General features: G+C 70.2%; 14 protein-coding genes. 7 read left to right on the top strand and 7 right to left on the bottom strand.

Going from position 1 to position 13,346, the window contains the following annotated elements; translation table 11 throughout:
* Positions 1 to 106 precede the first annotated feature (106 nt).
* The 4 genes from bla to GCN81_RS05390 all read right to left on the bottom strand — a co-directional run bounded on the left by bla (position 107) and on the right by GCN81_RS05390 (position 4,162).
* Positions 107 to 1,045 (bottom strand): class A beta-lactamase, encoded by a 939-nt coding sequence (gene bla, locus GCN81_RS05405; protein ID WP_156722274.1) that lies wholly within the window; start codon positions 1,043 to 1,045, stop codon positions 107 to 109.
* A 196-nt stretch (positions 1,046 to 1,241) separates the two neighbouring features.
* The gene (locus tag GCN81_RS05400) at positions 1,242 to 2,300 is read right to left on the bottom strand and encodes an alpha/beta hydrolase (protein WP_156722273.1); all 1,059 of its coding nucleotides are present in this window, start codon (positions 2,298 to 2,300) and stop codon (positions 1,242 to 1,244) included.
* Entirely contained in the window at positions 2,297 to 3,286 is a 990-nt protein-coding gene (locus GCN81_RS05395; protein WP_156722272.1) for a hypothetical protein, read from the bottom strand. Before GCN81_RS05395 ends, GCN81_RS05400 begins: the two co-directional genes overlap by 4 nt.
* Before the next feature lie 135 nt (positions 3,287 to 3,421).
* Complete coding sequence (locus GCN81_RS05390; protein WP_156722271.1) at positions 3,422 to 4,162, bottom strand: SDR family NAD(P)-dependent oxidoreductase; 741 nt, start codon at positions 4,160 to 4,162, stop codon at positions 3,422 to 3,424.
* A 186-nt stretch (positions 4,163 to 4,348) separates the two neighbouring features.
* Here GCN81_RS05390 and GCN81_RS05385 point away from each other — a divergent pair, with 186 nt between their 5' ends.
* The gene (locus GCN81_RS05385) at positions 4,349 to 4,969 is read left to right on the top strand and encodes a dihydrofolate reductase family protein (protein WP_156722270.1); all 621 of its coding nucleotides are present in this window, start codon (positions 4,349 to 4,351) and stop codon (positions 4,967 to 4,969) included.
* Between the two features lie 36 nt (positions 4,970 to 5,005).
* Here GCN81_RS05385 and GCN81_RS05380 read toward each other — a convergent pair whose 3' ends face one another.
* Complete coding sequence (locus GCN81_RS05380; RefSeq protein ID WP_156722269.1) at positions 5,006 to 5,209, bottom strand: hypothetical protein; 204 nt, start codon at positions 5,207 to 5,209, stop codon at positions 5,006 to 5,008.
* A gap of 145 nt (positions 5,210 to 5,354) precedes the next feature.
* Here GCN81_RS05380 and GCN81_RS05375 point away from each other — a divergent pair, with 145 nt between their 5' ends.
* Both GCN81_RS05375 and GCN81_RS05370 read left to right on the top strand, forming a co-directional pair.
* Complete coding sequence (locus tag GCN81_RS05375; RefSeq protein ID WP_156722268.1) at positions 5,355 to 6,635, top strand: sensor histidine kinase; 1,281 nt, start codon at positions 5,355 to 5,357, stop codon at positions 6,633 to 6,635.
* On the top strand, positions 6,632 to 7,309 hold the full coding sequence (locus GCN81_RS05370; protein ID WP_156722267.1) for a response regulator: 678 nt from the start codon (positions 6,632 to 6,634) through the stop codon (positions 7,307 to 7,309). Before GCN81_RS05375 ends, GCN81_RS05370 begins: the two co-directional genes overlap by 4 nt.
* A 36-nt stretch (positions 7,310 to 7,345) precedes the next feature.
* Here GCN81_RS05370 and GCN81_RS05365 read toward each other — a convergent pair whose 3' ends face one another.
* Entirely contained in the window at positions 7,346 to 7,873 is a 528-nt protein-coding gene (locus GCN81_RS05365) for a GyrI-like domain-containing protein (protein ID WP_156722266.1), read from the bottom strand.
* Between the two features lie 100 nt (positions 7,874 to 7,973).
* A complete protein-coding gene (locus GCN81_RS05360) occupies positions 7,974 to 8,978 on the bottom strand; it encodes a Gfo/Idh/MocA family protein (protein ID WP_156722265.1) in 1,005 nt (334 codons plus the stop codon).
* 213 nt (positions 8,979 to 9,191) lie between these two features.
* Between GCN81_RS05360 and GCN81_RS05355 the strand changes: the two genes are divergently transcribed.
* The 4 genes from GCN81_RS05355 to GCN81_RS05340 all read left to right on the top strand — a co-directional run bounded on the left by GCN81_RS05355 (position 9,192) and on the right by GCN81_RS05340 (position 13,339).
* Positions 9,192 to 9,911 carry a GntR family transcriptional regulator gene (locus tag GCN81_RS05355; protein WP_231626392.1) on the top strand — a complete coding sequence of 240 codons (720 nt, stop codon included), beginning with the start codon at positions 9,192 to 9,194 and terminating at the stop codon, positions 9,909 to 9,911.
* A gap of 181 nt (positions 9,912 to 10,092) precedes the next feature.
* The gene (locus tag GCN81_RS05350) at positions 10,093 to 11,100 is read left to right on the top strand and encodes a sugar ABC transporter substrate-binding protein (RefSeq protein ID WP_156722264.1); all 1,008 of its coding nucleotides are present in this window, start codon (positions 10,093 to 10,095) and stop codon (positions 11,098 to 11,100) included.
* Between the two features lie 170 nt (positions 11,101 to 11,270).
* Positions 11,271 to 12,272, top strand: a complete 1,002-nt coding sequence (locus GCN81_RS05345) for a sugar ABC transporter substrate-binding protein (RefSeq protein WP_156722263.1) — start codon at positions 11,271 to 11,273, stop codon at positions 12,270 to 12,272.
* Positions 12,269 to 13,339, top strand: coding sequence for an ABC transporter permease (locus GCN81_RS05340; protein ID WP_156722262.1), 1,071 nt, complete (start codon positions 12,269 to 12,271; stop codon positions 13,337 to 13,339). Before GCN81_RS05345 ends, GCN81_RS05340 begins: the two co-directional genes overlap by 4 nt.
* The last annotated feature ends 7 nt before the right edge of the window (positions 13,340 to 13,346 follow it).

The raw sequence follows: 13,346 nt of genomic DNA, 5'->3' as shown, positions 1-13,346 counted from the left end.
GCAAGACTCACGGGCCCAGGGGCGGCCATGGCCTCCGCCGACAGCGGCGGGCCGCTCACCGCTCGGCCGCGCGGCCAAGGGGACGGCCGCGGCGCCCGTCTCCTGCCTACGACAGCGCGCGGGCGACCACGGACGCCGCTTCCGCGATCAGCATGTTGTCGTAGTCGGCGTCTTCTTCGCCGCGGTTCGACGTGATCGCCAGGGCGATCGGAGCGGCATCGGCGGGCCATACCACCGCGATGTCGTTGCGGACGGCGTAGACGCCTGCTGCCCCGGTCTTGTCGCCGACCACCCATCCCTTGGGCATCCCTGCCCTGATCAGTTCCGCTCCGGTGGTGTTGGTTCGCAGCCACCGCGCGAGCTGCGTCCGTTCGGTCTCGCCGAGCGCATCGCCCAGCACAAGCGCCCGCAGGTCGCTGGCCAGCGCACGCGGCGTGCTCGTATCCCTGGTCGCCCCCGGGGCCCATTGGTTCAGTTCCGGCTCGCGGCGCTCCACCCGGGTGACGTCGTCCCCCAGGTCCCGCAGCGCGGAGTTCAGGCCCTTGGGCCCGCCCAGAGCGTCCAGCAGCAGATTGCCCGCCGTGTTGTCGCTGAAGCGGACGGCCGCGTCACACAGTTCGCGCAGGGTCATCCCGGTCGTCACGTACTTCTTGGTCACGGGGGAGTGGGCGACCAGATCGTTCCGGGAGTACTTGATCACCTGGTTCATACCGTTCGGGGAGTGCTGGCGGAGTACGGCACCGGCTGCCAGCGCCTTGAATGTGGAGGCGTAGGCGAACCGTTCGTTGTCCCGGTAGGCCACCTCCCGTCCGGTCCCGGTGTCGATGGCGTAGACCCCCAGCCGTGCGTCGAACTCGCGCTCGAGTGCCCGTAGGGCGTCGGCAGTCGTCTCCGCATGCGTACTCTCGCTCGCCGTGGCAGCGGACGGAGGTGACGCGACCGGGCCGCTGCCCCTTCCGCTTCCCTGTCCGCAGGCCGCGAGCGGGGTGATGGCGAGCACGGCGAGCACACCGAGAAGGGCACGCCGGGCACGGGTGTACTGCATGGTCCGAACCTCCGGGACGCCCCGCACGTGGGGCGCGTTAGGGGATGGGATGACGCGGCCCTGTCGCGATCGCGATCGCGGTCACTGGCGCCGGGTTCACCCTCACCCGCGGGGGGCCGTACCGTCCAATGCGCCCAGGCCCGGTTCTGTGCGGGCCCGGGGCCAGATGCCGCTCAGGAAGAGTTGGCGCGGGTTGTCACTGTCCTCGCTGTCCGCCGGTACCGGGTGACGCGACGATGCGGCGAAGCCAGCGGGTGCGGGCGTCCCGGGCGTCCCGGCTGAGCGCCGCCCGTGGTGCGAAGGTGTCGAAGCCGTGAAATGCCCCGGGCCATACGTGGAGTTCGGCTTGGCCGCCGGCCTGCCAGATGGCGTTCGCGTACGCCACACCCGCGTCCCGGAACATCTCGGCCGACCCGACATCGACGTAGGTCGGGGGGAGTGCGGACAGGTCCGTGGCGCGGGCGGGGGCCGCGTAGGGCGGCAGGTCCGCGGCGCCGTGGCGGTTGCCGAGGTAGGCCTGCCAGGCGGTTGCGAGCGAGGCGCGGTCCAAGGTGTCGACGCCGTCCATCTGATGGCTGGAGGCGGTGGTGTCGCGGTCGTCCAGCATTGGGGACATGAGTAGTTGCCCGGTCGGTGTGGGCCCGCCTCGGTCGCGGATGAGCAGGCTGAGTCCCGCGGCGAGTCCACCGCCCGCGCTCTTTCCGCCGATGACGACGCGGTGCGCGTCGATGCCCAGGTCGGTCGCGTGCTCGGCCACCCAGACCAGTCCGGTGTGGGAGTCCTCCACCGCTGCGGGGTAGCGCGCCTGCGGCGCCAACGGGTACTCGACCGAGATCACGGCCAACCCGAGGGGGAGGGCCCAGTCGTGCAGCAGGCGTGGCAGCACGGACCACGCGTTGCCCATGATCATGCCGCCGCCGTGCAGGTAGTAGAGGAGGGGGAGCGATCCCGCGATGTCGGCGGGCCGTGCGCTCACGAGCGTGAGATCCCGGCCGCCCGCCGCTCCCGGCACCCGCAGATCCTCGACCTCGAAGAGGCCGTCGGCTCGGAGTTGCGTGAGCGTCGGCCTGGGCCGGGCCGCGGCGTCCCGCTCCTGCCGGGCCGCGAGATTGGCCAGGGTCAGCGGCTCCCTCGCCCCCTTTCCACCGTTACCCCGGGCCGCGAGGGCCGCACCGAGCTCAGGGTCGAAAGGAACCGCATCCCAGGTCTTCGCGTCGCGGCCGGGCTCCGGCGGCAGGTCGTCATGCGGGCTCATGACAGGCTGTCCCTTCCTGCCCTTCCTGCGCGAGAGCACGGCGGGATTCGGAACGCGTAGGCGCGGTGGGCGGCACATCCCTGACAGACGGCGGCGAACCGGGAGAGCCGGTGATCACCTTCGTCGGACAGGACGTTGCGCCAGAAGCAGCGGAACTCCCCACACGCGCAATGCCGTTGGCTTACGTCGATGAACGCGGCGGTGTTGGAGCCGTGCCCCGCCTCGGTGGGGATCCGGGTGGGCGCGTCGGGAATGTCGGGGGTGTCGAAGGGGCCGTAGGCAGCGAACGGGTTGCCACCCGTGGGATCGGAGAGTCCGTGCTGCCTGCGCTTCCACGCCACATCGTGCGCGGGGTCGTAGCCTCGCCCGGCGCACTCGACGCACGCGCCCGGGCCCGCGTTGTTCCCGGCACACCAGCATCGCCCATAGCCACCGCTGCCACCGGTGTAGGGCCTGCCTTCACACAGCAGGCACACCCCCGAGCCCTGGCAGTCCTGGCACACCACGCCGTCGATGTCGATCGTGCTGGGCGTGAACCTCGGCTGAACCAGCTGCCGTTCAGCGAACACGACCGGCGTCCAACCGGTGAACGTCAGAATTCCGGGCCCCACGCCCTCGTAGACCCTGACCTGGAAATCCTCACGCCCGACCGTCGCCCAACTCTCCCCGGGGAGGCCGTGATCCCGTCGTCGCACGGTCCAGTCGGCCTCGGTGAAGGCGTCCAGGGCGTTGGCGAAACCGGGGGAGGACGGTCGATCGTCGCCACCGACACCGATAAGGAACAGGTGGCGGTGACCGACCGGCGCCGGGGCGGCGGCGAGCCGTACCGGGTCGCTCCACTCGCGGACCTCGACAGGCCGTCGGTCCGGATACAGAGCGGTGGCGACCCCCAGCAACTGTCCCTTCAGCCACACCGCACCTGCCGACTCCGGGACTTCGGGTGGGTGCGGGTGCGGGTGCCCCTGTGGAGCGACCGGATCGGTCATCTTCGGTACCTTCCCTCAGGAGTCGAACACACTACGTCCCCGAAGAAATCCTCGTGTCATGCTCAGCAACCGACGGCAGGCGCGAGTGCGACCGGATCAGGTCCGCGCCGCGCCCGCGCCCGCGTCCCGCAGGCCCTACGCCGCGTGCCCGCCGTCGACCGAGAATTCGGACCCGGTGATGTACGCGGCGTCGTCCCCGGCCAGGTAGCCGACCAGTGACGCGACCTCGTCCGGGGAGCCGTAGCGGCCCAGCGCTGTCATGGCGCTCTGCGCTTCGGCGTACGGGCCGTTGGCCGGGTTCATCTCCGTGTCGATCGGGCCCGGGTGCACGATGTTCGCCGTGATGCCGCGGCCGCCCAGCTCTCGGGCGAGTGCCTTGGTCAGGCCGATCAGTGCGGCCTTGCTGGTCGCGTAGAGCGCTCCGCCGGGGCCCGGCACGCGCTGGGCCATGCAGCTGCCGATGGAGATGATCCGGCCGCCGCGCTCCAGGTGCGCGGACGCGGCCTGCGCGGTCAGGAAGACCGAGCGCACATTGACGTCCAGTATCCGGTCGGCGTCGTTGAGTGTCAGGCTCTCCAAGGGGCCGAGGATTCCGACGCCCACGTTGTTCACCAGGATGTCCAGGCGCCCGAGCTCGGTGATGGTCCGCTCCACGGCAGCTGCTGCGGAGCCAGCCTCGGCCGCGTCCGCCTGGATCGCTACGCCCCGCTGTCCGGCCGCCTCGATCTTGCGTACGACATCCCGCGCCGCGTCCGCTCCCTGTACGTAGGTGATCGCCACATCGGCGCCCTGCTGGGCCAGCCGTACCGCGGTCGCCGCGCCGATGCCGCGGCTGCCGCCGGTGACCAGGGCCGTCTTGCCGGTCAGTGAAGACATGTTGAGCCTCTCCCGTTTCCCGCTGTTGTCCTATGTGCTTGCAGGTTCAAGCAAATCGTTCCGAGGTCATCGCGGCTGGCGGGAAACGGACCTCGCGGTCGCGATGAGTTCCGGACCGGGGGAGGGTCTGAACAGTGACACCTCTTGATGCACCTTGACGCCCCCACGTAGGAGAAAGGCCCGGCCATGAAGCTCACCCTCACCCAGTTCGTCACCCTTGACGGCGTCTACCAGGCACCGGGCGGCCCAGACGAGGACACCAGCGGCGGCTTCGAGCACGGCGGTTGGTCGGTTCCGTACGGGGACGAGGACTTCGGCACCTTCATGAACGAGGTCTTCGACCGTGTGGACGCCTTCCTCCTTGGCCGTCGCACCTACGACATCTTCGCCTCCTACTGGCCGAAGATCACCGACCCCGCCGACCCGGTCGCCTCCAAGCTCAACGCGCTTCCCAAGTACGTCGCCACCACCACGCTGACCAGCGGCGACTGGCAGGGCACCGAGCTGATCGGCCGGGACGACCTCATCAAGGACGTCAGCGCGCTCAAGGACCGGCCCGGCGGCGAGCTGCAGATGCACGGCAGCGGTGCGCTCGCCCAGTCCCTGTTCGCCCACGACCTGATCGACACCGTCCACCTGCTGACGTTCCCCGTCGTGCTCGGCACCGGCAAGCGGCTCTTCGCGGACGGCGGGCTGCCGACGGCGTTCCGGCTCGCCGGGTTCCGTACGACCGCCGCGGGGGTCGTCATCGGCACCTATGAGCGGGAAGGGCGGCCGACCTACGGGTCGTACGCGCTGGAGGAGTGACCCCGAACGCGAAGCCCGCGCGCGGAGCCCGTGCGCTCAGGACTTGGCGCTCCCCGACGCGGCGAACAGCGCCACCGCCAGCACCACACAGACGAGCCCCGCGAAGAGCTCGTACCCGTCGAAGAACGACAGGCGCTGGATCAGTCCCCAGCCCTCGGGCCAGCCGGTCAGTCCGTACAGCGACGCGGTCGCGCCCTGGAAGAGGGCGAGCACGCCGAGGAACTCGAGAAGCTGCTTCATACGTCGATCGTCGTGACGGGGTCGCCCTCCGGCATCGGCCGGACGGCCAGAGCCGACTGGCCGAAGGTTGAGGATCGGCCGACTTTGGTCTACGGCGGCCCGCCGGGGGATTTACCAGGCCCCGGAGCTGCGTAGATTGAGCGACATGAGTGGTGTGAAGCAGTCCGGCCCTCCCGCGGGCGCCCCGCCGTGGGAGCCTCCCTGGGAAGGGCGGACGTTCCCCTTGCTGTTGCCTTCGGGGGTCGCCGCCGAACTGGACCCGGACCGGGCACGCGGGGGCCGGGTCCGGCGCACTCTGCGCGACTGGGTGGTCGATTTCGGCTGCTTCTTCGTCGCGGTCATCCTGGGCCTGATCTCCATCGACACGATGTCCGAGCGGACGTATATGTCGGACGAGCTCATGGCCCTCGACCAGGTGATCGGCGCCTTGGCCTGCGCCGCTATCTGGTTGCGCAGGCGCTGGCCGGTCGGGCTCGCGGTGGCGCTGGTGGTGGCCGGGGTGCTGTCCGACAGCTCGGGCGGCGCGGGCCTGATCGCCCTGTTCACCGTCGCCGTGCACCGGCCGTTCCGGTACGTGGCCTGGATCGCCGGGGCGGGCTTCGCCACCATCCCGCTGATCCTGTGGCTGCGGCCGGAGGACGAACTGCCGTACGGCGTGATGCTGGCGTTCATCGTGTTGCTCACCGCCCTGGTCATCGGCTGGGGCATGTTCGTACGCTCCCGGCGCCAGCTGCTGCTCAGTCTGCGCGATCGCGCCCAGCGCGCCGAGACCGAGGCGGCGCTGCGCGCGGAGCACGCCCAGCGGCTCGCCCGCGAGGACATCGCCCGCGAGATGCACGACGTACTGGCCCACCGGCTCACGCTGCTCAGCGTGCACGCGGGCGGACTTGAGTTCCGCCCCGACGCGCCAACCGCCGAGATCGCCCGCGCGGCCGGAGTCATCCGGGACAGCGCGCACGAGGCGCTCCAGGACCTGCGGGAGATCATCGGGGTACTGCGGGCCGGTGAGCCCGCCGACGACAGTGGCCGCCCACAGCCGACCCTCGCCGCCCTGGACACGCTGGTCGCCGAATCCCGCGCGGCCGGTACGCGGGTGGCTGTCGAGCAGTGCGTCGCCGACCCGGCCGCGGTACCGGCGAACGTAGGGCGTAACGCCTACCGCATCGCCCAGGAGGGCCTGACCAACGCCCGCAAGCACGCCCCCGGCGCCCCGGTCGCCGTGCGTGTGGCCGGTGAATCGGGCGCCGGACTCACCATCGAGGTACGTAATCCGGCACCCCCCGGGGATGTCCCCAAGGTGCCGGGTTCGGGCCAGGGGCTCATCGGGCTCACGGAGCGCGCGGCGCTGGCCGGAGGGCGCCTGGAGCACGGAACCGACGGCGCTGGCGGGTACTACGTCAACGCCTGGCTACCGTGGGGCACATGACTGTGATCCGGCTGCTCCTGGTCGACGACGACCCCCTCGTCCGCGCGGGCCTGTCCTTCATGCTGGGCGGCGCCGACGACATCGAGATCGTCGGCGAGGCCGCCGACGGCAGTGAGGTCGCCGAACTGGTCGACCGCACCCGCCCCGATGTGGTCCTGATGGACATCCGGATGCCGTCCGTCGACGGTCTCACCGCCACCGAAGAGCTGCGCGGCCGTGCGGACGCGCCCGACGTGGTCGTCCTCACCACCTTCCACGCCGACGAACAGGTGCTGCGGGCGCTGCGGGCGGGCGCCGCGGGCTTCGTACTCAAGGACACCCCGCCCGCCGAGATCGTGCGGGCGGTACGCCGGGTCGCCGCGGGCGACCCGGTCCTCTCACCGGCCGTCACCCGTCAGCTCATCGCCCGTGCCGCGGGCCCGGAGCCGCACGTTGACCGAACGGCCCGGGCACGGGTACGGATGGACGTCCTGGCGGAGCGTGAGCGGGAGGTGGCCATCGCGGTGGGCCATGGCCGGGCCAACGCCGAGATCGCCGCGGAGCTGTTCATGAGCGTCGCCACGGTCAAGGCCCATGTCTCGCGCATCCTGACCAAGCTGGACCTCAACAACCGGGTGCAGATCGCCCTGTTGGTCCATGACGCGGGTCTGCTGGAGGGTCCTGGTCGGCCCTGATCAGCTCTGACTGGCTCTGATTGGCCCTGATCGGTTCTAATCCCTGAGTCGGAAGGATAGTTCCGTTTCCCAATTGTTCAGGTCGGGCTCCACCCTGGGGTCCGTCTTGTAGCTCTCCAGGCGGCAGCCCCAGATCTCGTCCCCGTCCGCCCGGGTCATGTCCCACTCCAGGCCCTTGGCCCGCGCCCACTTCAGCAGCGAGGCCGTGACCTCGATCAGCCCGTCCGGGTGGCCGATATGCGTGACCGCCGCATAGTGCCCAGCGGGCAGGACGCCGCCGAAGGGGTCGCCGTCAGCGCCCTGGGCGCCGCTGTCGGTCCGTACCCGCTCCGCGACCGGGAACCCCGCGACCACCTGGTGCTCCCCACCCGACAGGCCGCCCGCGCCGATGACCTCGTACTGGAAGAAGGGGCCGTCCGTGGCGGTGATGCCGCGCTCGCCCAGCCAACCCAGCACCTCCGGGAGACGGTCGGCGAGCAGGCCGAACCGGGGCAGTGTGACCCGGCTCCTGACGCCTACGAAGGGCTGCGCGGCGCGTTCCACGATGGCTGGTTGCGTCCCCATGGGCCAGATCCTGCCGGACCCCGGGGGCCCTCGCCACCCAGTCCGCGCCGGGTTCACCGGCTCGCGGCTCCCCAGGTACCGCCCGGCTCACCCGTCCGGCTCACCCGCCCGCGATCTCCTCCAGCCGTACCACGCGCCGCTCGCGCCGCGACAGCTCGCAGGCCTCGGCGATCCGCAGCGCCCGCAGCGCCTCACCCCCGTCGCAGGGGTTGTTCCGCTCGCCGAGCACCACCTCGACGAAGGCGGTCAGCTCCGCCTCGTAGGCAGGCGCGAAGCGCTCCAGGAAGCCGGACCACGGCTTGTCGGCGGCGGGTGGCCCGGCGGGTTCGGTCGAGGCGATCGGCGTGCGGTCGTCCAGGCCGACCGTCACCTGGTCGAGTTCACCGGCGAGCTCCATCCGTACGTCGTAGCCCGCGCCGTTGCACCGCGTCGCCGTCGCCGTCGCGAGTACCCCGTCGTCCAGCGTGAGCACCACGGCGGCGGTGTCCACATCGCCCGCCTCGCGGAACATCGCGGGCCCGGCGTCCGAACCCATCGCGTACACCTCGCGCACCTCGCGCCCCGTCACCCAGCGCAGCATGTCGAAGTCATGGATCAGGCAGTCCCGGTAGAGGCCGCCTGACAGCGGCAGGTACGCGGCGGGGGGCGGCGCCGGGTCGGAGGTGATCGCCCGCACCGTGTGCAACCGCCCCAGCCGACCCTCCCGTACCGCCTCCCGCGCGGCCGTGAAGCCCGCGTCAAAGCGCCGCTGGAACCCCAGCTGGAGCACCGAGCCGGAGGCCTCCACGTCGCGGAGCGCGCCCAGTGTCCCCGTCAGGTCCAGCGCTATCGGCTTCTCGCAGAAGGCGGGCAACCCGGCCCGGGCCGCGCGGCCGATCAGCTCCGCGTGGGCCGCCGTAGCCGCCGTGATCACCACGGCGTCCACGCCCCAGGTGAAGATCTCGTTCGCGCTGGGTGCCGCTGTGGCGTCGAGTCGCTGTGCCAGCTCCGTGGCCCGCGCCGGGTCCGCGTCCGCGATGAGGAGGGACCCCACCTCACGATGGCGAGCGAGCACCGCCGCGTGGAACGAACCAATCCGACCTGCTCCGATGAGTCCGATGCGCATGGCCCCAACCTCGCACCGCCGCACCCCCCTGTCCATTGTTTCTCCGGCGTTTGTCCGGACAACCGAACGTCGCCGAGCCTTCCCGCCGCCATCTCGCGGGACTACGCTCGGCCCGTGCCCAAGCCCCTGCCGGACCAGACCGCGCAGACCCGGACAGCGCAGACCCGGACAGCGCAGGCCCGGACCGCGCAGACCCGGTCCCTCCCGCTCGGCGTGGACCGCAGCAGCCCGGTCCCGCTCTACTTCCAGCTGTCCCAGCAGCTCGAATCGGCGATCGAACAGGGCACCCTCGCCCCGGGCAGCCTGCTCGGCAACGAGATCGACCTGGCCGAGCGGCTCGGCCTCTCCCGCCCGACGGTCCGCCAGGCCATCCAGTCACTGGTCGACAAGGGTCTCCTGGTACGCCGCCGGGGCGTCGGCACCCAGGTGGTGCACAGCCACGTCAAGCGCCCCCTGGAGCTCAGCAGCCTGTACGACGACCTGGAGGCGGCCGGGCAGCGCCCCACGACCCGGGTGCTGCGCACCACCGTCGAACCCGCGTCCGCCGAGGTAGCGGCCGCCCTGGGCATCGCTGAGGGCGGCGACGTCCACCGCGTCGAGCGGCTGCGCCTGGCCCACGACGAGCCGATGGCGTACCTGCGCAACCACCTGCCCATCGGACTGCTCACCCTGGACTCGCCGCAGCTCGAGGCCACCGGTCTGTACCGGCTGCTGCGGGCCGCGGGGATCACCCTGCACAGCGCCCGCCAGTCCATCGGGGCGCGCGCCGCCACCGCCGTCGAGGCCGAGCCGCTGGGCGAGCACGCGGGCGCGCCGCTGCTCACCATGGAGCGCACCACCTTCGACGACACCGGGCGCGCGATCGAGTTCGGCTCCCACCTCTATCGGGCCTCGCACTACTCGTTCGAGTTCCAACTGCTCGTCCGACCGTAGGAACGTCAGCGGCAGGAGCGCCAGCGGTAGGAACGCCCGTCGCACAAGGGTCAGTTGGAGGAACGTCAGGCGCAAGCACGTCGCCGTAAGAATGTTCGGACAAACCATTGACGGAGCCGTACGCCCGCCGCTAGAACTCCCCCAGCCGCACCGCGCGGCCGGGAGATGAGGTGGCCCCACCATGCGTACAGCCCGCACGGCGGCAACAGCCGCGGCCTGCGCAGCGCTGATCCTGCTCGCGGCCGGATGCAGCAGCTCCGGAGGCAAGGACTCCGAGGACACGTCCGACGACGGCGTGGGTGGCGGCAAGGCCTCCGGTCCCCGGCTGAAGATCGCGATGGTCACCCACTCAGGTGACGGCGACACCTTCTGGGACATCGTGAAGCGCGGCGCCGAGACGGCGGCCGCAAAGGACAACGTGGAGTTTCTCTACGCACACGACGACGAGGCCAAGGAGCAGGCCCAGCTGGTGCAGTCCTACATCGACAAGAAGGTGGACGGAATCGTCGTCACCCTCGCCAAGCCCGAGGCGATGAAGGACGTCCTGGCCAAGGCCGCCGCCGCGGGCATTCCCGTCGTCACGATCAACTCCGGCGGAGCGTACTCGGCGCAGTACGGCGCGCTCAGCCACATCGGGCAGGACGAAGCCGTGGCAGGTGAGGCCGTCGGCGACGAGCTGACCAAGCGGGGTCTGAAGAACGCCCTGTGCGTCATCCACGAACAGGGCAACGTCTCTCTGGAGGACCGCTGCGCGGGCGTGAAGAAGGCGTTCGGCGGTTCGACCGAGAACCTGCACGTCACCGGCACCAACATGCCCGAGACCCAGTCGACCATCCAGGCGAAGCTGGAGGCCGCCAAGTCCGGCCGGACCATCGATGTGGTCGTCACCCTCGGGGCGCCCTTCGCCGAGGCCGCGGTGAAGGCCAAGAAGGACGCGAACAGCAAGGCCGAGATCGACACCTTCGACCTCAACGCCGACGTCGTCCGGCAGCTCAAGGCCAAGACCATCGGCTTCGCCGTCGACCAGCAGCCCTACCTCCAGGGCTACCTCGCGGTCGACGAACTGTGGCTCTACCAGACCAACGCCAACATCGTCGGCGGCGGAAAGCCGGTGCTCACCGGCCCCGCGATCGTCACCGAGAAGGACGTGCCCCGGCTCGAGAAGCTGACCAAAAACGGCACCCGGTGACCTTTCCCTCGCCCCCGATGACCGTACCTATGGCTGCTGTGTCCGATACTGGGGCGTTCGGGGTTGCACACGACCCCGCCGTACCGACCAGTACGGCGAGAGACCAGCAAGACCAGCAAGAGCAGCAAGACCAGCGAGATCAGCGAGATCAGCTAGAGGGGCACGACTTCGTGGCAACGGTACGAACCTGGGTAGGCGTCGCGCTGGCGGCGGCGATCGGACTGTCGCTGACGGGGTGCAGCAGCACCGGCGGCAAGCGCGCCGAGGACGCCCGCAAGGCCCAGGCGCAGGGCAGGGCCGCGGTCGACACCCCCCGCTGGACCATCGGAATGGTCACCCACTCCGGCGATGGCGACACGTTCTGGGACATCGTGAAGAGCGGGGCCGAGCAGGCCGCGGTCAAGGACAACATCAACTTCCTCTACGCACACGACGACGAGGGCCAGCAGCAGGCGCAGCTGGTGGACTCGTACATCGACAAGAAGGTCGACGCGCTGATCGTCACCCTCGCCAAGCCCGGGGCCATGAAGGACGCGCTGGCCCGCGCCAAGAAGGCCGGTATCCCGGTGATCACCGTCAACTCCGGCTCGGCCGAGTCCAAGGCCTTCGGCGCCCTGACCCACGTCGGACAGGACGAGACCATCGCCGGTGAGGCGGTCGGCGACGAGCTCAACGCGCGCGGCAAGAAGAAGGCGATCTGCGTCCTGCACGAGCAGGGCAACGTCGGCCACGAGCAGCGCTGCGCGGGCACCGCCAAGACCTTCAAGGGGAAGCTCCAGAACCTCTACGTCGACGGAACCAACATGCCCGACGTGCAGTCCGGCATCGGAGCCAAGCTGCAGACCGACAAGTCCATCGACGCGGTCGTCACGCTCGGCGCGCCCTTCGCCGACACCGCGGTGAAGGCCAAGCAGGACGTGGGCAGCGACGCCGAGATCAACACCTTCGACCTCAACGCCAAGGTCGCCCGCGGACTCCAGGACGACAGCCTCGGCTTCGCCGTCGACCAGCAGCCCTACCTCCAGGGCTACCAGGCCGTCGACCTGCTGTGGCTCTACCTCTACAACGCCGACGTACTCGGCGGTGGCAAGCCCGTCCTCACCGGCCCGCAGATCATCGGCAAGAAGGACGCCGCCACGCTGGAGGACTACACGAAGCGGGGGACCCGATGACCGCCACCGCCCCGGCCCCAGCCCCATCCCCGGGCAAGACGGGCGGGAAGGCCGACGAGAGGCTGCTGCGGACGTCGCTGCTTCGCAAGCTGCTGGGGCGCCCCGAGCTCGGCGCGGTGGTCGGCGCGCTCGCCGTCTTCGTCTTCTTCTCCTTCGCGGCCGACAGCTTCCTGCGGACCGCCAGCCTGAGCACGGTCCTGTACGCCGCGTCGACCATCGGGATCATGGCGGTGCCGGTCGCGCTGCTGATGATCGGTGGCGAGTTCGACCTGTCCGCCGGTGTCCTGGTGACCAGCTCCGCGCTGACCTCGTCGATGGTCAGCTACCAGCTGACCGCCAACATCTGGGTCGGTGTCCTCGTCTCCCTGCTGGTCACCCTGGCCATCGGCGTCTTCAACGGCTTCCTGCTCACCCGTGCGCAACTGCCGAGCTTCATCATCACGCTCGGCACCTTCCTGATGCTGACCGGCCTCAATCTGGGCCTCACCAAGCTGATCAGCGGCACGGTGTCCACCAAGTCGATCTCCGACATGGAGGGTTTCGAGTCCGCCCGGCAGGTCTTCGCCTCGCAGATCACCATCGGCGACGTCAACTTCAAGATCACGATCCTGTGGTGGCTGGCGCTGGTCGCCGTCGCCACCTGGATTCTGCTGCGCACCCGCGCGGGCAACTGGATCTTCGCGGTCGGCGGCAACAAGGACGCGGCACGGGCCGTTGGCGTCCCTGTCATGAAGACCAAGATCGGCCTCTATATGGGGGTCGCCTTCGCCGCCTGGGTCTCCGGTCAGCACCTGCTCTTCTCGTTCAACGAGGTGCAGTCGGGCGAGGGCGTCGGCAACGAGCTGATCTACATCATCGCGGCCGTCATCGGCGGCTGTCTGATCACCGGCGGCTACGGTTCCGCGATCGGCTCCGCCTTCGGCGCCTTCATCTTCGGGATGACCGGCAAGGGAATCGTGTACGCGGAGTGGGACGCCGACTGGTACAAGTTCTTCCTCGGAGCGATGCTCCTTCTCGCGACCCTGCTCAACCACTGGGTCCGCAAGCGTGCGGAGGCCACGAAGTGAACGGTTC

The organism is Streptomyces apocyni (genome assembly GCF_009739465.1).
GTDB lineage: Bacteria > Actinomycetota > Actinomycetes > Streptomycetales > Streptomycetaceae > Streptomyces > Streptomyces apocyni.
Note: the sequence above shows the minus strand (reverse complement) of the source record. Positions and strands in the feature narration are given on the sequence as shown.

Bases quoted from the DNA above. Each gene is read 5' to 3' on its own strand.
- bla (WP_156722274.1), bottom strand. From the start codon at position 1,045: ATGCAGTACACCCGTGCCCGGCGTGCCCTTCTCGGTGTGCTCGCCGTG.
- GCN81_RS05400 (WP_156722273.1), bottom strand. From the start codon at position 2,300: ATGAGCCCGCATGACGACCTGCCGCCGGAGCCCGGCCGCGACGCGAAG.
- GCN81_RS05395 (WP_156722272.1), bottom strand. From the start codon at position 3,286: ATGACCGATCCGGTCGCTCCACAGGGGCACCCGCACCCGCACCCACCC.
- GCN81_RS05390 (WP_156722271.1), bottom strand. From the start codon at position 4,162: ATGTCTTCACTGACCGGCAAGACGGCCCTGGTCACCGGCGGCAGCCGC.
- GCN81_RS05385 (WP_156722270.1), top strand. From the start codon at position 4,349: ATGAAGCTCACCCTCACCCAGTTCGTCACCCTTGACGGCGTCTACCAG.
- GCN81_RS05380 (WP_156722269.1), bottom strand. From the start codon at position 5,209: ATGAAGCAGCTTCTCGAGTTCCTCGGCGTGCTCGCCCTCTTCCAGGGC.
- GCN81_RS05375 (WP_156722268.1), top strand. From the start codon at position 5,355: ATGAGTGGTGTGAAGCAGTCCGGCCCTCCCGCGGGCGCCCCGCCGTGG.
- GCN81_RS05370 (WP_156722267.1), top strand. From the start codon at position 6,632: ATGACTGTGATCCGGCTGCTCCTGGTCGACGACGACCCCCTCGTCCGC.
- GCN81_RS05365 (WP_156722266.1), bottom strand. From the start codon at position 7,873: ATGGGGACGCAACCAGCCATCGTGGAACGCGCCGCGCAGCCCTTCGTA.
- GCN81_RS05360 (WP_156722265.1), bottom strand. From the start codon at position 8,978: ATGCGCATCGGACTCATCGGAGCAGGTCGGATTGGTTCGTTCCACGCG.
- GCN81_RS05350 (WP_156722264.1), top strand. From the start codon at position 10,093: ATGCGTACAGCCCGCACGGCGGCAACAGCCGCGGCCTGCGCAGCGCTG.
- GCN81_RS05340 (WP_156722262.1), top strand. From the start codon at position 12,269: ATGACCGCCACCGCCCCGGCCCCAGCCCCATCCCCGGGCAAGACGGGC.